The organism is Nocardia sp. NPDC047648 (assembly GCF_040642815.1).
GTDB lineage: Bacteria > Actinomycetota > Actinomycetes > Mycobacteriales > Mycobacteriaceae > Nocardia > Nocardia gamkensis.
This window is the reverse complement of record NZ_JBEYSX010000005.1, coordinates 100,411-117,722: the sequence shown is the minus strand read 5'-3', so window position 1 is coordinate 117,722 and position 17,312 is coordinate 100,411. Positions and strand designations below refer to the sequence as shown.

15 protein-coding genes and 1 pseudogene are annotated in these 17,312 nt (G+C 64.8%); 7 read left to right on the top strand and 9 right to left on the bottom strand.

Annotated features, from left to right (window positions below; all coding sequences use genetic code 11):
- Positions 1-610: 610 nt before the first annotated feature.
- From ABZ803_RS13495 to ABZ803_RS13485, 3 genes are all read right to left on the bottom strand, one after another.
- Entirely contained in the window at positions 611-1,831 is a 1,221-nt protein-coding gene (locus tag ABZ803_RS13495) for a helix-turn-helix domain-containing protein (RefSeq protein ID WP_357036624.1), read from the bottom strand.
- 265 nt (positions 1,832-2,096) lie between these two features.
- Positions 2,097-2,432: a MarR family transcriptional regulator gene (locus tag ABZ803_RS13490; protein ID WP_357036621.1), complete on the bottom strand. Its 336-nt coding sequence runs from the start codon at positions 2,430-2,432 to the stop codon at positions 2,097-2,099.
- Between the two features lie 459 nt (positions 2,433-2,891).
- Positions 2,892-3,098, bottom strand: a complete 207-nt coding sequence (locus ABZ803_RS13485) for a hypothetical protein (RefSeq protein WP_357036618.1) — start codon at positions 3,096-3,098, stop codon at positions 2,892-2,894.
- A 566-nt stretch (positions 3,099-3,664) separates the two neighbouring features.
- Between ABZ803_RS13485 and ABZ803_RS13480 the strand changes: the two genes are divergently transcribed.
- The gene (locus ABZ803_RS13480) at positions 3,665-5,875 is read left to right on the top strand and encodes a bifunctional SulP family inorganic anion transporter/carbonic anhydrase (protein ID WP_357036616.1); all 2,211 of its coding nucleotides are present in this window, start codon (positions 3,665-3,667) and stop codon (positions 5,873-5,875) included.
- An 8-nt stretch (positions 5,876-5,883) separates the two neighbouring features.
- Here ABZ803_RS13480 and ABZ803_RS13475 read toward each other — a convergent pair whose 3' ends face one another.
- Positions 5,884-7,302, bottom strand: a complete 1,419-nt coding sequence (locus ABZ803_RS13475) for an AarF/ABC1/UbiB kinase family protein (protein WP_357036613.1) — start codon at positions 7,300-7,302, stop codon at positions 5,884-5,886.
- Between the two features lie 152 nt (positions 7,303-7,454).
- Between ABZ803_RS13475 and ABZ803_RS13470 the strand changes: the two genes are divergently transcribed.
- Together ABZ803_RS13470 and ABZ803_RS13465 are read left to right on the top strand one after the other, a co-directional pair.
- Positions 7,455-8,102, top strand: coding sequence for a TetR/AcrR family transcriptional regulator (locus tag ABZ803_RS13470; RefSeq protein ID WP_357036610.1), 648 nt, complete (start codon positions 7,455-7,457; stop codon positions 8,100-8,102).
- A gap of 475 nt (positions 8,103-8,577) precedes the next feature.
- Positions 8,578-9,795, top strand: a complete 1,218-nt coding sequence (locus ABZ803_RS13465) for a helix-turn-helix domain-containing protein (protein ID WP_357036607.1) — start codon at positions 8,578-8,580, stop codon at positions 9,793-9,795.
- Between the two features lie 19 nt (positions 9,796-9,814).
- Here ABZ803_RS13465 and ABZ803_RS13460 read toward each other — a convergent pair whose 3' ends face one another.
- From ABZ803_RS13460 to ABZ803_RS13440, 5 genes and pseudogenes are all read right to left on the bottom strand, one after another.
- Positions 9,815-10,447: a TetR/AcrR family transcriptional regulator gene (locus ABZ803_RS13460; RefSeq protein WP_357036605.1), complete on the bottom strand. Its 633-nt coding sequence runs from the start codon at positions 10,445-10,447 to the stop codon at positions 9,815-9,817.
- A 78-nt stretch (positions 10,448-10,525) separates the two neighbouring features.
- Positions 10,526-11,185 carry a TetR/AcrR family transcriptional regulator gene (locus ABZ803_RS13455; RefSeq protein WP_357036602.1) on the bottom strand — a complete coding sequence of 220 codons (660 nt, stop codon included), beginning with the start codon at positions 11,183-11,185 and terminating at the stop codon, positions 10,526-10,528.
- A 116-nt stretch (positions 11,186-11,301) separates the two neighbouring features.
- Positions 11,302-11,433, bottom strand: a pseudogene (locus ABZ803_RS13450) (fatty-acid--CoA ligase); the annotation flags it as partial.
- A 260-nt stretch (positions 11,434-11,693) separates the two neighbouring features.
- The gene (locus ABZ803_RS13445; RefSeq protein ID WP_357036599.1) at positions 11,694-12,239 is read right to left on the bottom strand and encodes a hypothetical protein; all 546 of its coding nucleotides are present in this window, start codon (positions 12,237-12,239) and stop codon (positions 11,694-11,696) included.
- 439 nt (positions 12,240-12,678) lie between these two features.
- Positions 12,679-13,074, bottom strand: a complete 396-nt coding sequence (locus tag ABZ803_RS13440) for a YciI family protein (RefSeq protein WP_357036596.1) — start codon at positions 13,072-13,074, stop codon at positions 12,679-12,681.
- A 97-nt stretch (positions 13,075-13,171) separates the two neighbouring features.
- On the opposite strand from ABZ803_RS13440, the gene ABZ803_RS13435 reads away from it, so the two are divergent.
- The 4 genes from ABZ803_RS13435 to ABZ803_RS13420 are packed head-to-tail and all read left to right on the top strand — an operon-like array spanning position 13,172 to position 17,308.
- A complete protein-coding gene (locus ABZ803_RS13435; RefSeq protein ID WP_357036593.1) occupies positions 13,172-13,810 on the top strand; it encodes a VOC family protein in 639 nt (212 codons plus the stop codon).
- Between the two features lie 39 nt (positions 13,811-13,849).
- A complete protein-coding gene (locus ABZ803_RS13430; protein WP_357036590.1) occupies positions 13,850-14,758 on the top strand; it encodes a VOC family protein in 909 nt (302 codons plus the stop codon).
- Positions 14,759-14,761: 3 nt separating this feature from the next.
- Complete coding sequence (locus tag ABZ803_RS13425) at positions 14,762-15,616, top strand: alpha/beta hydrolase (protein WP_357036587.1); 855 nt, start codon at positions 14,762-14,764, stop codon at positions 15,614-15,616.
- A gap of 54 nt (positions 15,617-15,670) precedes the next feature.
- Entirely contained in the window at positions 15,671-17,308 is a 1,638-nt protein-coding gene (locus ABZ803_RS13420; RefSeq protein ID WP_357036585.1) for a long-chain fatty acid--CoA ligase, read from the top strand.
- The last annotated feature ends 4 nt before the right edge of the window (positions 17,309-17,312 follow it).

The window sequence follows — 17,312 nt, the reverse complement described above, 5'->3', positions numbered from 1 at the left end:
TGTGGGGGAGGAGCAGGACAGGTGTTGCCGGCGGGCTGCTGAAAGAGGACTTTCCGGTCGGCCGCGCGGAGGAATCGACACCCTGTCCAGCTGCACGGAAAGTGACCGCGGCGACGAGATCACGTCCGTCGCCATCGTCGGCACTGTGGTTGCGGAGGGATGAGTCTGGTCCAGAAATCGTGGCGTACGGCGTCCCACAACGTGTTGAGGTCCGGAAGGAGTTCTCGCGCCCGAACGAGGTCCGGTAGATCGTCGGGACCGAAGGATACGATTGTCGTGGCGTCAGAGGCATCGTGGACGGCGACGATAGAGATGAGGTGGTCCTGAAACACCCGCCAGGTCGCCCGCAATCCGCCTGCTTCAGTTAGTCGAGTATCATCCATGATTTTCTTTCACATAGCGCTGTGTTCCACTCCGTTACCGACGTTGTCGGCACCGACGGTGCGCGGACATTCCACTGTATTCAGGTCGAGGGGTATTCAGTCGCGCGAGAATCTGCGATTGGGCGCAACTCGCGGCGCTGTCCGGCGGGACAAAGCAATCCGCCGCGGTCGCAATAGTGGGCGAGCATCGACTGGAGTATTTCCGGACCCGATCGACCGCGTTCCGCTCATTTGCGGTATGTGCGGGCGACCAGTGCCGAACGCAGGCGCCAAAGTCCGCTCGCCTGGACGGGATCGAAACCTGTGAGCTGACCGATCCGCTTGAGCCGGTAATCCACGGTGTTGGTGTGTACGTGTAGTAGCCGCGCAGTGCGCCGGCGGTTGAGGTTGTGCGCTATATGGATTTGCAGAGTCTCCAGCAGTTCCGGATATTCCTCCAGTGGATCGAGCAGCGACCCGAGCTGTTCGCGGGCGGGGCCGGGGCGGGTGAGCTGGTATTCCAGAGCCAGCTCGTCGAAGTGATACAGGCCCGGCAGCAACCCGAGCCGGGTGACCATGTCGAGCAGTTCGTGGGCTTGATCCGCGGCGGTGGGCACGGTGTCGGTAGAGGCGGTCACCTCGGTGGCGGTGATGTGCACGCGGGCCGCTCGCGACAGATGCCCGATCAGGTCCTTCAGGGCGCCCTTGGTGATGTGATCGGCGGGAATGAGCAGGGTGCCGCCGTCGACCGAAAGCAGCGACAGCACGGTGTCGTCGCAGCGGGTGGCCAATTCCGCCTGCACACGCCGGAGTTTGCGGCGGGCAACGACTTTCGCGTCCAGCATCGAGTTGGACTCGTCCGGGTGGGACGGAATGGCGAGGGCTATTACGCGGTAGCGGTCGGAGATGTCGATGCCACACTCGCGGGCCATGGTGGAAGTGGGGTGGCCCCCCAGCAGCGCCGAGGTGAGCGTGTGCACCGCGGTGTGGTGCTCCGACACAACCGCGCGCAGTTCGCGCACATAGGCCACCGAGACCGCCGTGGTCATGGTGTCGAGCATTTCGACGACGAGTTTGGCGGCGTCGAGGATGCTTTGATAGTCGGCGGCGCTGACGGTGAGCATCGGCTCGGTGTCAGCTGAGCCGGAGGCACGCTGCTCGGCCAATGCGGTGGACACCACCAGGTCGAAGCCGATCTTGAAGCCCTCATGGATAGCGTGGTGAATGGTACCGATGGGCACACCTTCGCGAGCCCATTGCGCCGCGGCGTCCTCGAGTTGCCCGGCCTTCTCCGGAATGTTGCTGCCGTCCAGCATGCTTACTGCCAACTCCAAGCATGCGCGGGTGATGACGGTGATGTCGCCATGGATCGCATCGCCAGGCAAGGTGCCGCAGGGGGCGACGGTTTCGACGAAATGCCCGACCATCTGCCGCGACAAGGCGCGCACGTCTTTCAGCGGCAGCGACATGGGCCGACCGGATACAGTTAGTCCTTGCCGTCCGGCGAAGGTGAGAGACATGGTGGAGCTTCCTTCCACCCCCGTTAACTGCTCTATTGCACCAGCGTAGCTAGCGCACGAACCCAGAGAACGGATTACTCCGAGTAACGTGAATTTCAGGAGGAGCGGTCGGCAGGCGATAGTGATACGTCACAATGACAGTCTCCGAGACCGACCCGATCTGCCGAGGGCTACCTCGGCTCACGTGCGCCGGCAGGTGCGTGGCTCGGGTAGATCACCCGTAGGCGATCTTCTCCAGTAGATCCAACGCTTCATGCACCTTGCTCCGTTCGTCGGGTGGCAAGCTCTCCGATACGAGACGCGCGAGAGTAATGTTCGGCGACCCCCGTTGCCCGCGCACCCAGGCCAGGCCGTCGTCGGTGAGTATCAGGTTCACGCGGCGTCCGTCGACCGGGTCGCGTACGCCGACGATCAGCCCCTGATCTCGTAGCCCGTCGACGACATTGCGCATGGTCTGCGGGCGCAGCATCTCCAGGCGAGCCAGATCGACAGCGGCCATGGCTCCGCCTCGATGCAACCGTCCCAGCACCGCCCACTGCGTCGCGGACAATCGACACTCATTCGGATCCCTCCGGATGCGGCGCAGAATCACGGTCAATGCGATGCGCAGGCGCGCCGCTGTGGCGGCCAGTGCTGTGGGGTCCGCGACATCAACGGCCAACGTGCAACTCCTGACTCTCACCCGACCGGAAGCGAATTGTGGGCGGCGTTCTGCCTCGACACCGCCCGCCGGGTGCTCGATCACGTCGAGGGCCGATGCGCCGCCCGGGCAGCTCCCTCCGCGCCTGGTGACCGGCCGGTGTGCGGGGCTGTTCCCCCGATCCCGGCGCCGACCCCCACGATCAGCGAGGGATGGTGCCCAACCCGGGCGGTCTTCTGTGTGCCTTGCCTGGCGTCCCTCAACCGGCGGCCATGTTGCGCAGGCTGCGCGGCGGTGACGGCTTCGAACCGGGAAGCGCGCCGTGGTGCTCACCCTGGACCGTGTCGGCACCGCCGCGTGCCACTCCAGCTAGCCGATAGGCAGGCAGAAGGTGTTCTCGGCCGAGCCAAGGGGGATGGGAATACACAATTCCACCGAGCCCGTGACGGGGGTGGCCGCGGCCGCATCCGCCGAGGCTGTGCCGACACCGAGGGCGGTGGCCGATAGTGCGAATGCGGCCACGGCGAGCGGGCGGATAATTCTCGAGTTCATGCAGTCATCCTCAGTCGTGTTCATGGAGAATTTCCCGGGTTCGGGACGAAACGATCAGATCACGAACTCGAAGGCCCTTCCAGGTCCTTTTCCAGAATTTGGATTTCTAGATCAACTCTTTCCCCAGTCGTCGTAGATCATCACAGTAATCAGTGGCATCAACACTAACTGTGACCCGAATACACACGATAGTTCTGCTCATTGCTTGTGGCCTTTCGTCGCCCGGCATCGAATATGCCGACGTCGACCATGAGTGCCTGTCGTGCTACACCCGGTCCCTGCACTGTCGGGTGAAACCTCTGCACAGCGGCGGTATTCGCCGACGCAGGTAACTCATTTCTGAAGCAAAATTTGCCCGGGGACGCGTTGTGATGCCGAGGAAGATGCTTTCCCTCGGAATAGTGCCGGTCACAAACATTCGTTCGTCCCGTTTTCCACTGCGCTTTTGCCAGTACGTTGATCTTGGAAAACTCCCATGGCGGAGAGGCTGCGGGCACTGATTTTCCGGAATCGTGCCGCAGCTGTTCGGGATGCCTGGAGAACATGTTCGACCGACCAGACCGGCCCGTAGGGCCTGGTGAAGGAGAAATATGCCCACCGACACCGATGCGAACCCCCTATCGGCCGCTCCGCCGGGGAGCGCCTGGTCCGATCGACTTTTGTCGATCTCCCGGCATGATCTGCCCGCCTCGATCGTGGTGTTCCTCGTCGCCCTGCCGTTGTCGCTGGGCATTGCCATCGCCTCGGACGCCCCGATTGCCGCCGGCCTGATCGCGGCCGCCGTGGGTGGCATCGTGGTCGGCTTCCTTGGTGGGAGCCCGCTGCAGGTCAGCGGGCCTGCGGCCGGGCTCACAGTGGTCGTCGCCGAGACCATTCATCAGTTCGGCTGGAAGACAACCTGTTTCATCACCACTGCGGCCGGCCTGTTGCAGATCCTGTTCGGATTGAGCCGGATCGCGCGCGCCGCGCTGGCGATCGCACCGGTCGTCGTGCATGCCATGCTCGCCGGTATCGGAGTCACCATCGCGCTGCAACAGGTGCACGTGCTGCTGGGTGGGGCGTCGCGCACCTCGGCCTTCGAGAACATCACCGAACTCCCCGGTCAGCTGCTGAACGCGCACGGTGACGACTTCGTCGTCGGCGTGATCGTCATCGGTATCATCGTTGCCTGGCGCCGGGTACCCGACAGGGTTGGCCTGATCCCGGGCCCGCTGGTCGCGGTGCTGATGGGTACGGTGCTTTCGCTGGTGCTGCCCGGTAGTCCGGACCGCATCGAGATCGACAGCTCGCTGTTCGACGCCACCGGCCTGCCTGTCCCGCCCAGCGGCAACTGGGCCGGAGTAGCGCTGGCGGCGCTTACCATCGCCTTGATCGCCGGCGTGGAGAGCCTGCTCTCGGCGGTCGCGGTGGACAAGCTGCACACCGGCAGGCGGACCAACTTCGACCGTGAGCTGGTGGCTCAGGGCGCGGCCAACATGACCTCCGGCATCCTCGGTGGACTCCCGGTCACGGGCGTGATCGTGCGCAGCTCCACCAACGTGGCCGCCGGTGCACGCACCCAGGCCTCGGCGATTCTGCACGGCGCGTGGATCCTGGTGTTCTCCATCGCGCTTGTCGGCGTCGTACAGCAGGTCCCGAAGTCGGCGCTGGCCGGGTTGCTCGTCGTGGTGGGTGTCCAGCTGGTGAAACTGGCGCACATCCAGCTCGCCCATCGCACCGGCGACCTGGCGGTATACGCGGTGACCATGGTCAGCGTGGTGTTTTTGAACCTGCTCGAGGGGGTGCTGATCGGCCTGGCCGTGGCGTTCGCGATGTTGCTGTGGCGAGTGGTGAAGGTATCGGTGCAGGTCGCGCCAGAGACGGGCACCGATCGCTGGGTCGTCCGCGTCGAGGGCACGTGCACCTTCCTGGCACTGCCGAAGCTGACCAAGAAGCTGGCCACGGTGCCGACCGGTACCGACGTACTGGTCGAGCTGACCGTCGACTTCCTCGACCACGCCGGCTACGAGGCCATCCACGATTGGGCCCGGCAGCACGAAAGTAACGCTGGAAGAGTGGAATTCGTCGAGATCGGTACCGCGCGCATGGAACACAGCAGGACCGGCCCGCCTCGACGCGGCCGGGCTCGTGGCATGCTCGATGAGGTGCTCGTCCCGTGGCGCGACCGAAACGGCGACGCGGTCGCGGCCGGCGTGATCGCCTACCATCGCAGTCACGCCCACGTGATCCGGCCGCACCTGGACCAGTTGCGTGACCGGCAAGATCCGCACTCGTTGTTTCTCACCTGTGCCGACTCGCGCATCGTGCCCAATGTGATCACCAACAGCGGTCCTGGTGACCTGTTCACCGTCCGCAACGTCGGCAATCTGCACCCCGCGGACGGATCGGACGTCTCGGTCGAGGCGGCCCTGTCTTTCGCGGTGGACAACCTGAAGGTGAACAACGTGGTGGTGTGCGGCCATTCCTCCTGCGGTGCTATGGAGGCCGTGCTGGTCGGCGCCTCCACCGGACCGCGACTGGACACCTGGCTCGCCCATGCCCGCCCGAGCCTGGATGCCTACCTTGCCGGGCACCCGGTTCAGATCGCTGCGGCTGCCGCGGGTTATGGCGAAGCCGCCCAGCTGAGCATGGTCAACGTCGCCGTTCAGCTCGAGACTCTGCGACGCCACCCGGTGATCCGTCGGGCCGCCGCTGCCCGCGGCCTGACGGTATCGGGCCTGTTCTTCGACATCTCCACCGCCTGCATGCTCGAGGTCACCACCGACGGCGTCAGCGAATTCGACGTCTGCGCAGTGCGGTGAAGACCTGGTCAGCGGCGAGGTGGTCCGGGCAGTCGCCCGGCTCGCCACCGTGCCGTTGCCCGCCCGATATCAGTTGCCGGCGGCTCGCCGTAGAGCCACTCACGGGCCAGCCGATGCCAATTGTTGCTTGTTTCGAGCTGGCCGAGTGCGGCGAAGGTGAACAACTCCGCGCGCCTGGAGAACACGTGCTCCGCCGGAAGCAGTTGATGCCGCATACCCCGGAACTCGTCCGCCCTCGGGTCGACGGCGAGGACTACCGCCGCGGTGGCGAGTTCGGGAGTGATCGTGATCTCCTCATCGAGCAGATGCCAACCCGACGCCGCCCACACGTATTCCAGGCATTCCTGTGGTGTGACGCCCGCGGCCGGGTCGATGATGCCGCGGCCGACCCACGCCTGGTACAGATCCACGGCCCGGTGTTCCGCAGCCGCCAGCAGGGACGCACGCTCGAACTCGGCGTCCGCGGGATCCATCCGGTAATACAGCCCGAAATCCACGAAAACGACGCGACCGCCTTCGTCCAGAAGGATGTTGCCGGGATGCGGGTCCCCGCAGAACTCGTAGTCGGAGAACAGTGAACCGATGTAGAAGCGGTAGATCAGCTCACCGATCCGATCTCGGTCGGTCCCGGGCAGAGCCCGCATCTCTTGGAAGGACTTCCCTTCGACGAACTCTGTCACCAGAACGTGGTGCGTGCTGTGTTGTTCGACGCTGTCGGGGACGATGATGAAGGGATGTTCGTGGAAGCGCGCGGCGACTTCATGCTGAGTCCGTGCTTCGCGCAGGTAGTCGAGTTCACCGCCGATGTTGCGTGCGATCTCGTCCAGGACGGCGGCGTCGGCCGCGCTCGGCAGCACCGATCTCCACAGCTTGGCGAACAACTGCAAGTTACGCATGTCCGCCTGGACGGCCTCGTCCACACCTGGGTACTTCACTTTCACCGCGACCATTCGTCCGTCACGCAACCTCGCCCGGTACACCTGTCCGATCGAGGCGGCGGCCACCGGCGTCTCCTCGAAATCGGCGAACACTCGGGACATCGGCCCGAGATCACCCTCGAGGACCTTCCGCATCGCCCTGAACGGAACCTCCGGCGCGCGGTCTCGAAGCTCGGCGAGCTTCACTCGAAACAGTTCACGGTGGGATTCGGGGACGAGGTCGATATCGAGAACCGACAGCATCTGGCCCAGCTTCATCGCCGCACCCTTCATGCCGCCGAGCACTGTGACCATTTGCTGCGCGGCTTGCAGAGTGGACCGCTCGGCGAGTATCCGACGGGCTTCCTCAGGCCGGCCGACCATGGACAGCCGAGTCCCGACTCCACGCACTGCTTGGCCCGCGACCAGTCGGCCCAGGCGACTGCCCCGCAGCAGTCTGCCTCTGGGCAGCTGACCGGCCGCCATCAGCACCTCCGTTGGTCGGCCCATGATTTATCTCGCGCGCCGTGGGTATCGGCCGTTCCCGCGACGTCGGCCGTCGATTCAACGGTCTAACAACATACAACAAACGGCAGTGACATTCGACAGCTGGAGCTGAGGTGAGCAAAGCTCACTCCGCGACCACGAGACAGGGAAGTGTGATGCCGCAGAAGGCTGCCCGACAGCGCCGTCGCCCAACCCAGCAGCGCGCGAAGGAAACGAGGGAGCAGATACTCGACACCGCGGCCCGGTTGTTCGGTGAGTGCGGAATCGCTGAAACCTCGACGAACCGGATCGCGGCGGAGGCCGGGTTGAGCATCGGCACGGTCTACCGGTACTTCCCCGATCGGACCGCGATCGTCGATGAGCTGCGCGAGCGCCTTTTCGACAACGCGGAACGGCGCTTCACCCGCTGGTTATCCGACTTGTCGCAGCGCCCGGTTCCCGAGCTGCTCCCCTTGGTTCCGAAAGTGTCCACCGAGAAGCTGGAGCTGCTCACCGAAGAGTTGTTCGCCAACGCGCATCTGGTGCGCGCGCTGGGCGGCGAAGTGCAATGCCGCGGCAGCGGCATTCCCGAGTTCGAAGCGCGTCTACGTCCGCTGGTAAAGGTGCTGTTGATCCAGCTGCTCGGCCCGGGAGACGATCACAGGTACGACGTGATGGCATACGTGCTGGTCGATATCGGCTTCACGGCTGTGCTGCGCGCAACGGCCCGGGAGGTCCACGACCATGAACGCCGCGAGGCCATCACGATGACCGCTCGGATCATCGGCGCATGGCTCGAGTCCGAAATACGGCGGCTCAACTGACCTCACGACCCTGAGCCCGGCGAACAGGACTGTATCTCGCCGACCACTCGATCGCCCGCGATCTGCTGGACGACCTATGGACCGCACCGAATCGGGCATTCCGCCCCGATCGCGCACGGCGACGGGCGTCCACGGTTGGATCCAGCGGCAGCAAAACGCGCGACCGATGTTCGTTGCGCGCTCGACCTGTGAGTGCTACCGCAAAAAGTGAGCAATCGTTTCACGCAACGAGCTGGATATCTCTTCGAACGTCGTGCGAACGATCTTCCGCCGCATGTTGCCGCCGTGATCCACCGCCGGTAATGGGTTGCCGAAGAAGAGTGGAAGGTGAGTTCAGGATCCTCTTATCGTTGGACCACGACCGATCAGGCCACAGGTCGAAAGCGATCGCCGTGGGAGTTCGGCCGCCTGGCACGGCTGCTGACCGCACCATCGGCCGGTAGAACCGCAGCAACTGGGCGGAAGGGAGTCGACGATGACAACCAACGGGGCACTTCGGCGTGGATCGACCGTCTCGGGCGAACCGATGCCATTCCCCGCACAAGGCGTGCAGCAGTTGGTCGGGCAGTCTGTCGACAACGTGATGGCCCGCGCCGTGCTTCCCGGTGACGACGTCGCCCGGGTCTGCCTCGAGCTGTCGGTCAGCATGCTGGACGGGCAGGATATTCCGGCGAAGACCGCCCGGCTGGCCGATGCGGCAACTGACTGGGCCCGCGACGGCATGCCGATCGACATGGTCCTGCACTCCATCCATGAAGGATTGAAGCTCGGTATGGATCTCATCTTCTCGAACGGGACGGTGCGGGACTACGCCGATCTGGTGAACAGCATGAAACTCGTCGTGGAAAGGCTCGACATCATGTGCGCCACCGTCGCCCGTGCGTATGTCCGTGAGCACAAGGCGGCGGTCGGTGAGCGCCACACTGCCGTCCACGCTCTGACTTCCGCTCTGCTGGGGGGATATTCCACCGCACTAACGGCCCGCGCGGACGGAATCGGCATCGCCGAGGAGTATTCGATTCTGGCACTGCATGTTCCGAAACATCCGGACGAGGAGCATCCGATGCTCGACGGCAAGGTCGTGGCCCGCCGCAAACTGCGCCGCCTGCAGGCCGAACTCGCCAGCCGCTGCGGCGAGAGCGCACTAGCGCTGCTGAGTGTGGACGGCGGGACGATCCTGATCCCGACCGCGACGCTGAGTGACGAGCGCCTCGACGAACTGCTCGCCCAGCTGTCAGCGGCCGCGCGCGTACCGGTGACAGCGGTCGTTGTCACCGCGTCGGCCGCGTTGGTGCCCGGCGCAGCCGACCGCGCTCACGAACTGCTCGACACGGTGCGTCGGCTGCAATACGCCCCCGGTCTGCACCGTTTCGCCGATATGGCGCTGGAATACCAGCTGACCCGGCCGGGTCCGGGTCGTGAAGCTCTCGGGTCGCTGCTGAACCCCCTCGATGAGTATCCCGAGCTTCTCCAGACCTTGCGGAGCTATATCGGCAACAACCTCAATCGCCAACGCACCGCCCGCTCGTTGCAGGTCCACCCCAACACCGTCGACTATCGGCTCAGGCGCATCAGCCAGGTCACCGGACTCGACCCCACCACCACGTCGGGAGTGTGGCAGCTGCGTTCGGCGCTTATCGCCCGCACGTTCAGCCAGCACAGCCAACCCGATTCCCGGGTCGGCACCGTATGAATCGCCGGGCGCAGGGTGGTCATCCGAGGTTCGACGAAGCCGCGATTTCCGCTTCGGCCCCAGCCGCGATCAGGCGGGCGGTCATGGCGATGACTTCCCGGCGCTCGCCGGTGTCATCGTCGAGCAAAGCGGCGCGGACTGCCGCCGCGAAACCGACGTTCACCAGAACGAAGGCCATCGCGTCGTGGCCCTGGTCATTGCCGGGGCCGAGCACCCGGATCAGCAGGACTTTCAGCAGCGCGCGCAGGCGTGGTTCGAATTCCGGGAGACCACTCTTGTAGTAGGCCAGCCCTCCCGCCAACGCTCGCACCAGCCCAGCGTTGGCCGCCAGTTCGTCGGTGATGGCCTCGAGAATGGTGACGGCCAGTTCCAGAACGGTTCTGCCGACGGAATCGGACACGCTGCGAATGAGGTGCCGTTCGATATCTTCCAGCAGCCTTTCCAGCAATTCGTCCACCATGACCGCACGGTCGGTGAAATATCGATAGACGGTATTGACGCTCACCCCGGCCTGGGCAGCGATCCGGTTGGTCGAGGTATTGGCGATCCCGTGTTCCCCGAACAGGCATGCGGCGGTATCGAGGATGTGCTCCCTGGTGGCCTTCGCGCGTTCCTGTGTCGGACGACGAGTCGCCTTCTTCGGCGGGGTCACGTACTCGCTCCTGTCTGCCGGCCCGGGAGGCGGGGTTGTGCGACCTGACGGTGCGTCGATTGTTCCGCATCGACTGCGTCATACCGAGTGCTGCGTGCGTTCGGATTCGATCCACGCCGCGACGGCCCGCGCGGTGACGGTGAGGGCCTGTCCGCGTTGTTGGTTGTCGATCTCGAGCACCGACGCGCGGAGCGCCGCCGCGATCCCGGTGTTGACCAGCACGATGCTCATGATGTCGTATTTGTGGTCGTCGCCCGGGCCGAGCAGTTGGATGACGAGCACCTTGGCGAACAGACGCAGACGGAGTTCCAGGTCGGGGATGCCGGTGTCATAGAACGAGACCCCGACCGCGAGTGCACGTATCAACGGAGCGTTGGCCACCAACTCGTCGGTGACGACTTCGAGGATGGACGCCACGAGCTCCGCGGTGGTTTGCTCCGCGAGACCGAAAACACGTTCGGTGAAGCGTTGTTCGGCATCTTCGACCAGCCGATCGATGAGCTTGTCCACCATGACCGTGCGGTCGGAGAAGTAGCGATAGACAGTGCCGACGCTCACTCCGGCATCGGCGGCGATCCGGTTGGTCGAAGTGTCGGCGATCCCGTGTTCCCCGAACAGGCGTGCGGCACTGTCGAGAATGAGCTCACGGGTCGCGGTCGCACGTTCCGGTGGCGGACGACGGGTCCCGCGGTTCGGCGGCATAAGAAACTCCTGCCTGCTGTCGCTGGGAACGGCCATCGTCGCCAACCCTACGGTCCGTACCAGCGGCCGCGGCCCGAATTTTCGATACGCGGGTCGTAAGGTGGGGATGATCTCCGTTGGGTCTCATGTCGTCCCGACTGGCCATGACGGGCATTCTCGAGCTGCGCAGAGGCGATCCGCTCCCCGCCTGACTCGATCACATCCTTGGATCGGTCGGTCAAGCTCAGATAGCCGTCCTAGGCGATCGAGCCGATGTCGCCGGTGCGCAGCCAGCCGTCGCGGAAACTTCTCTCCGTCGGGGCACCGGGGTGTCGATCGGCGATTCGATCGCGGGCCCGTAAGCGGCGTTCGGCGCGATGCCGGCGCTGTTCCGGCGCGAGCGCGACCGGGCCTCGCGGCGTACCGGTATCCAACATGGCTACACCCAGGCCGATACTTCCGCACACGACCCCGAGGCCGATGAACGGCACTACCGCGACCTGCTGGCCCTATTCGATCGCAATTTGCGCCGAGCCGGGCTCGGCCGACCTGGCGGAAGCACCTGTCAGGTCGGCGGCGCGTGTCGGATGCCCCGCCACCCTAGCGGGAATCGGACCCCGGAGGCCTGGACGTCGTGAATCAGCTGCGCATAGCCTTCGCAGACCTCACCGAGGTGAAACCATGCCTCGTGCCGCACGTCGTTGTCATCGACGTGCAGAACCGTCCACCACGCGTTGGCATAGATCTTTGCGATATGGCTGATGACCTCACCCAGGGAATGAGTGTGCCTGCGCGCTCCGGGGGCACTCGGAACATGGACGAACGTCCACGAATCGATCTCGCTGACGATCTCGGCAATGTCGATGTGGACGCGGGCTTCATCGAATTCAGCGGGAAGACGCGTTCGATTCAGGCGCGCTGGGATCAGTGCCGCGTGCAGATCGCCCAACTCCCTAGCCCACTCGATCAGCGATGATCCTTGCGTAAGGTGACCAGCGATCGCCCCCAACAACTGATCGGGCCCGAGCAGCGGTGCTTTCCCTTCCTCTGGATCGCTGTCGTCGCGCGGCCGGGGTGGTTCGGCTCGAGAGCAGAAGACGGTGGCGGTCATCGTCGCACCTCATATCGAGGCGCGATGGAGGTCGGTACGGTTCCCTCGGCAAGGTGAACCGCGTCGCGGAGTCCCTGATCATGAGCTGCGCCGGAGGTGAATTCGACGCGTTTGTCCAAGCGTCCCACTGGAGTTCCTTCGAACCGGTTTTGCCGTAGCTTCTTCTCTTCGAATAGATTTCCGTCGGCTCGGTTATGCGAGTGCCGAGAGCGTGACGGTGTGCCTAGGTCATCTGGGCGGGCGCCGGGGATCGACAATGCTGTCGAGGGTGGTCGTCGCCGATGACCAGTGCGGACAGTAGAGATCTGCCGCACCTTGACCTGATCAACTGTTATCACCAGAGTGTATACACTATTGCATCGGAGAATGAGCGAGTCAAGGCTCTATGCCCGAATGCGGTTGGGCATGCGACGCGATGCGGGCTCGAACGGGATCTTGCTCAATGCCATTCGTAGGTGCCGCGACCGAGTGACAGGCGCATCGAGACACTGCCCTCGTTGAGGCGCCACCTATGAACGACGAAGCTGCGCAGACCCGCCGTGACGAAGGGATCCGCTGACGCGATGGCGGTTGCGCCGGCTTCGTCGAAGGCGCGCAAGACCGTGACGCCCGATCCCGGGCCGGCGTCGGGGCCGCTGACGAGGGGGCCCGACAGGAAGACGAGGCCGCGTTCCTCGAGGTCCAGCAGCCAGGCGATGTGGGCGGGGGCGAGGGCGTCGATGTCCTCGGAGGTCGTCCCGGTCGAAGGGGTCGAGGTCACCATCCAGTAGTCCCGGCCCAGGAGTGGCGCGGGTTCCGGAGCGTCGCGATCGGTGGCGGGAGGCGATAAATTCATCACCTAACTGTATGCACTTTCTGGCCGCAGCAACATACCGGGCGGCCTTGACAGTGAAACTGCATACACATTACCGTCGAATGCGTAGCGAACAGGAGTGACGCCACCTGCGGACTCCTCGGCCGGGCAGTTCCAGGCGCACTCGATCGACCAGCACGTCGCCCGGCCGCCACCACGCGAAGGAAGGTTCACCATGCCGATCGCTGAACTCGGTCATTTCGGAGTTTTCTGCAATGACCTGGAAGCCAGTACAGCGTTCTACCGCGACGTCCTCGGACTCACGGTCACCGATGAGGACCTGGATCTGGGCATGCGTTTCTTCAGTGCCCGACCGAACTTCGAGCACCACGAGTTCCAGCTCGTCGAAGGCCGGACAGTGGCGCGCGCCGACGAGAACACCAAACTCATTCAGCAGGTCTCGTTCCGGGTCAATCATCTGACCGAGTTGATCGAGTTCCACCACAGATTCCTCGAGCACGATGTCGACTTCGACATGATCGTGACGCACGGCAACGCGTTCGGCATCTATTTCTTCGATCCCGAGGGCAACCGCTGCGAGGTGTACTGGCAGACCGGACTGCCCGCCCGCCAGCCATTCCTGGCAGCGATCGACCTCACCGACCCGATCGAGAAACTGCTGGCCGACAACGCGGCGCTGGTAGCTCGGTACGGGGAGACCGGCTATCTACAGCCGGGGCTGGTGAAGAACCTCATCCCGGACGCGATCGACGCCTGACAGCGTGCGTTCGGCAAGTTTTCACGAGAGAGAACACCCATGATCACGCTGACCGACATCGCCTATGTGCGGTCAGGAGTCGCCGATCTCGGGACCGCCGTCGACTTCGCGACCCGCATCGTCGGTCTCGAACTCGCCGGTGAGACCGAACCGGGGGTCGCACACCTTCGGGCCGACTCCCGCCACCACTGCCTGGCTCTGGTCGAGGGGGTTTCGGGGGTCCTGGCCTCCGGGTTCACCGTCGCCGACACGGATGCGCTGGAGGCTGCCGAGAACGAACTCGAGCAGGCCGGTTTCACGGTGCGGCGCGGGTCGAAGCCAGAGGCTCGCTCGCGACGTGTGGCCGAGTTCATCGGCTTCGACGATCCCTTCGGCAATCGCATCGAACTGGTCAGCCAACAGGAGACGATCACCCGCCCCGTCGCTTTCGCTCGGCCGGCCGGCATCACGGAGTTCGGGCACCTCTGCCTCGACGCACCGGATGTGCGCGAGGCCTACCGGTTCTGGAACGGGCACTTCAACGCCCGGGTGTCGGATTGGATCGGCGACGCCGCGTGCCTGATGCGGATCGATCCCGTGCACCACAAGCTCGCCGTATTCCAGGGCGAGAGCGCTGGTCTGTGCCACATGAACTTTCAGGTGGAGTCCATCGACGACGTCTTCCGTTCCTGGCACTTCCTGCAAGAACACGACGTCCAGATCGAAATGGGCCCTGGTCGTCACCCGCAGTCGACAGCGGTGTTCCTCTACTTTCTCGGTCCCGAAGGCTTCACCTACGAATACTCGTTCGGGGTGCGTCGCATCGAGGACGACGCGGCTTGGCGACCGCGCACGTTCGATCCGGACGAACCCGGTTCGATCGACATGTGGCTGGGTCCGGTCAAGCGGGTCTCCACGCAGCACGCGGCCTCGGTGGCCGGAACCCGACCCACCCCGATGAGGAGTTAGCAAGTGGCCGTCATCACCAGCGATCATCCGACCGCATCGATACGCGAAGTCGATGGGGTGCGCACCGCTGTCATCGACACGGGGGAGCCCGCAGGCGAGAGCGCGCAGCCGCCGCTATTGCTGCTGCACGGATCCGGTCCCGGTGTCAGCGCCGCGGCCAACTGGCGTCCCGTGCTGCCGTCCCTGTCGCAGAGCAGGCGCGTCATCGCCCCCGACCAGTTGGGCTTCGGTGGCACAGCCACCGGTGAGGCGCGCACGTGGGGCCGACAGGCGTGGACCCGGCACGCACTCGCGCTCATGGACGAACTCGGCATCGAGACCTACGACATCATCGGCAACTCGATGGGCGGGGCAATCGCCTTGTCACTCGCGGCCGAGCGTCCCCAGGCTGTTCGCCGACTCGTCCTCATGGGCTCGATGGGTGTCGCGATGGCACTACCACAAGGGCTCGACACCGTCTGGAACTACCGGCCGGGAATGGAGAACATGCGCGAGATCATCGGGCTGTTCGCCTACGACCGGGGGCTGATCACCGATCAGCTGGTCGAGATGCGATATAGGGCGAGTGTAGAGCCCGCCGTCGCGAAATCGTGGGAAGCGATGTTTCCCGAACCGCGCCAACGCTGGGTCGACGACCTGGCCCTGTCCGGTGCCGAGTTGACCCGGGTGGCACAGCCGACCCTCATGATTCACGGGCGAGACGACCGGGTGGTGCCGTGGAAGGAATCCTCGGGGGCGTTGCTGGAACTTCTTCCGGACGCCCGGCTACACGTGCTCGGCAACTGCGGCCACTGGACCATGATCGAGAAGACCGCCGACTTCCTCGGCGTCGTGGAACCGTTCCTGTCCGAGGCCTGACCTCGCTCAATGTGGCTTTCTGTGGGGAAGTCGTCGATGGAAGAAGGAGTTCCGATGTTGAGCACCATGCAGGACGAGCCGTTGTCGTTGGCGACGTTGCTGCGCTACGCATCGACGTTCGCCGGGGATTCGACTGTGTCGACGTGGACCGGTACCGGCGTGCGCACCATGACCTACCGTGAGGTCGGCGCCGAATCGGCGCGGTTGGCGAACGCGCTGCGCTCGTTGGGCATCGGGGTCGGCGATCGGGTCGGCACGTTCATGTGGAACAACAACGAGCACCTGGTCGCCTATATCGCGGTGCCCGCGATGGGCGCGGTGCTGCACGCGCTGAACATCCGGCTGTTCCCCGAGCAGGTCGTTTACGTGGCCGATCACGCCGAGGACCAAGTGGTGCTGGTGGACGGCACGCTGGTGCCGCTGTTCAGCCAGATCCTGCCGCACCTGAGGACGGTCCGCCACGTCATCGTGGTCAACGGAGACGCGGCGACGCTCACCGCGCCCGAGGGCGTGCAGGTGCACTCCTACCCCGAGTTGCTCGGCGCGCAGCCGGACACCTACGACTTCCCGGTGATCGACGAGCGTTCCGCCGCGGCAATGTGCTACACCTCCGGCACCACGGGCGATCCGAAGGGCGTGGTGTACTCGCACCGCTCGAACTGGTTGCACGCCATGCAAGTGGCCGCGAACAACGGGATGGGCCTGTTCGAAACCGACACCATCCTGGCGATCGTCCCGCTGTTCCACGCGAACGCCTGGGGTCTGCCGTACGCGGCGCTGATGTCGGGGTCGAATCTGTTGATGCCCGACCGGTTCCTGCAGCCGGGTCCGTTGCTGGAGATGATGGCTGCGCAGAAGCCGTCGTTCGCCGCCGCGGTGCCGACGATCTGGGGTGGGGTGCTGGCGGCGCTGGCGGCGAATCCGCAGGACATCACGCACCTGCGCTCGGTGGTGGTGGGTGGTTCGGCGGTGCCGCCGTCGATGATGCGCACCTTCGAGGACGCCCACGGCGTGCGGGTGCTGCACGCGTGGGGCATGACCGAGACCTCGCCGCTGGGCAGTGTGGCGCATCCGCCCGCCACCGCGGTCACCGACGAGCAGAAGTGGGCGTATCGGGTGACCCAGGGCCGTTTCCCGGCCGGTGTGCGCGCGCGTCTGGTCGGTGACGACGGTGTGGTACCCAACGACGGTGTGGCGTTGGGCGAGTTGGAAGTGCGCGGTCCGTGGATCACCGGCTCGTACTATTCGCCCGACGGCGCGGTGATCGATCCGGAGAAGTTCGACGAGGGCTGGTTGCGCACCGGCGATGTCGGCAAGATCAGCCCCGACGGTTATCTCACGCTGGTGGACCGATCCAAGGACGTGATCAAGTCCGGTGGGGAGTGGATCTCCTCGGTGGATCTGGAGAACGCCGTGATCGGCCATCCCGCGGTGGCCGAGGCCGCGGTGATCGGGGTGCCGGACGAGAAGTGGGACGAGCGCCCGCTGGTGGCGGTCGTGCTGGCCGAGGGCGCCGAGGTGAAACCCGAACAGCTGCGGGAGTTTTTGGCCGACAAGTTCGCCAAGTGGCAGTTGCCCGAACGCTGGGCGTTCATCGCCGAGGTCCCCAAGACCAGTGTGGGCAAGTTCGACAAGAAGCGGCTACGCGCCCAGTACTCCGACGGCGACCTGGACGTCACCACGCTCGGCTGACCGC

Excerpts from the sequence above, each read along its gene's own strand:
- ABZ803_RS13420 (WP_357036585.1), top strand. The coding sequence starts at position 15,671 with ATGTTGAGCACCATGCAGGACGAGCCGTTGTCGTTGGCGACGTTGCTG.
- ABZ803_RS13475 (WP_357036613.1), bottom strand. The coding sequence starts at position 7,302 with ATGGGCCGACCAACGGAGGTGCTGATGGCGGCCGGTCAGCTGCCCAGA.
- ABZ803_RS13445 (WP_357036599.1), bottom strand. The coding sequence starts at position 12,239 with ATGACCGCCACCGTCTTCTGCTCTCGAGCCGAACCACCCCGGCCGCGC.
- ABZ803_RS13480 (WP_357036616.1), top strand. The coding sequence starts at position 3,665 with ATGCCCACCGACACCGATGCGAACCCCCTATCGGCCGCTCCGCCGGGG.
- ABZ803_RS13455 (WP_357036602.1), bottom strand. The coding sequence starts at position 11,185 with ATGGCCGTTCCCAGCGACAGCAGGCAGGAGTTTCTTATGCCGCCGAAC.
- ABZ803_RS13495 (WP_357036624.1), bottom strand. The coding sequence starts at position 1,831 with ATGTCGCTGCCGCTGAAAGACGTGCGCGCCTTGTCGCGGCAGATGGTC.
- ABZ803_RS13465 (WP_357036607.1), top strand. The coding sequence starts at position 8,578 with ATGACAACCAACGGGGCACTTCGGCGTGGATCGACCGTCTCGGGCGAA.
- ABZ803_RS13430 (WP_357036590.1), top strand. The coding sequence starts at position 13,850 with ATGATCACGCTGACCGACATCGCCTATGTGCGGTCAGGAGTCGCCGAT.
- ABZ803_RS13485 (WP_357036618.1), bottom strand. The coding sequence starts at position 3,098 with ATGAACACGACTGAGGATGACTGCATGAACTCGAGAATTATCCGCCCG.
- ABZ803_RS13440 (WP_357036596.1), bottom strand. The coding sequence starts at position 13,074 with ATGAATTTATCGCCTCCCGCCACCGATCGCGACGCTCCGGAACCCGCG.
- ABZ803_RS13470 (WP_357036610.1), top strand. The coding sequence starts at position 7,455 with ATGCCGCAGAAGGCTGCCCGACAGCGCCGTCGCCCAACCCAGCAGCGC.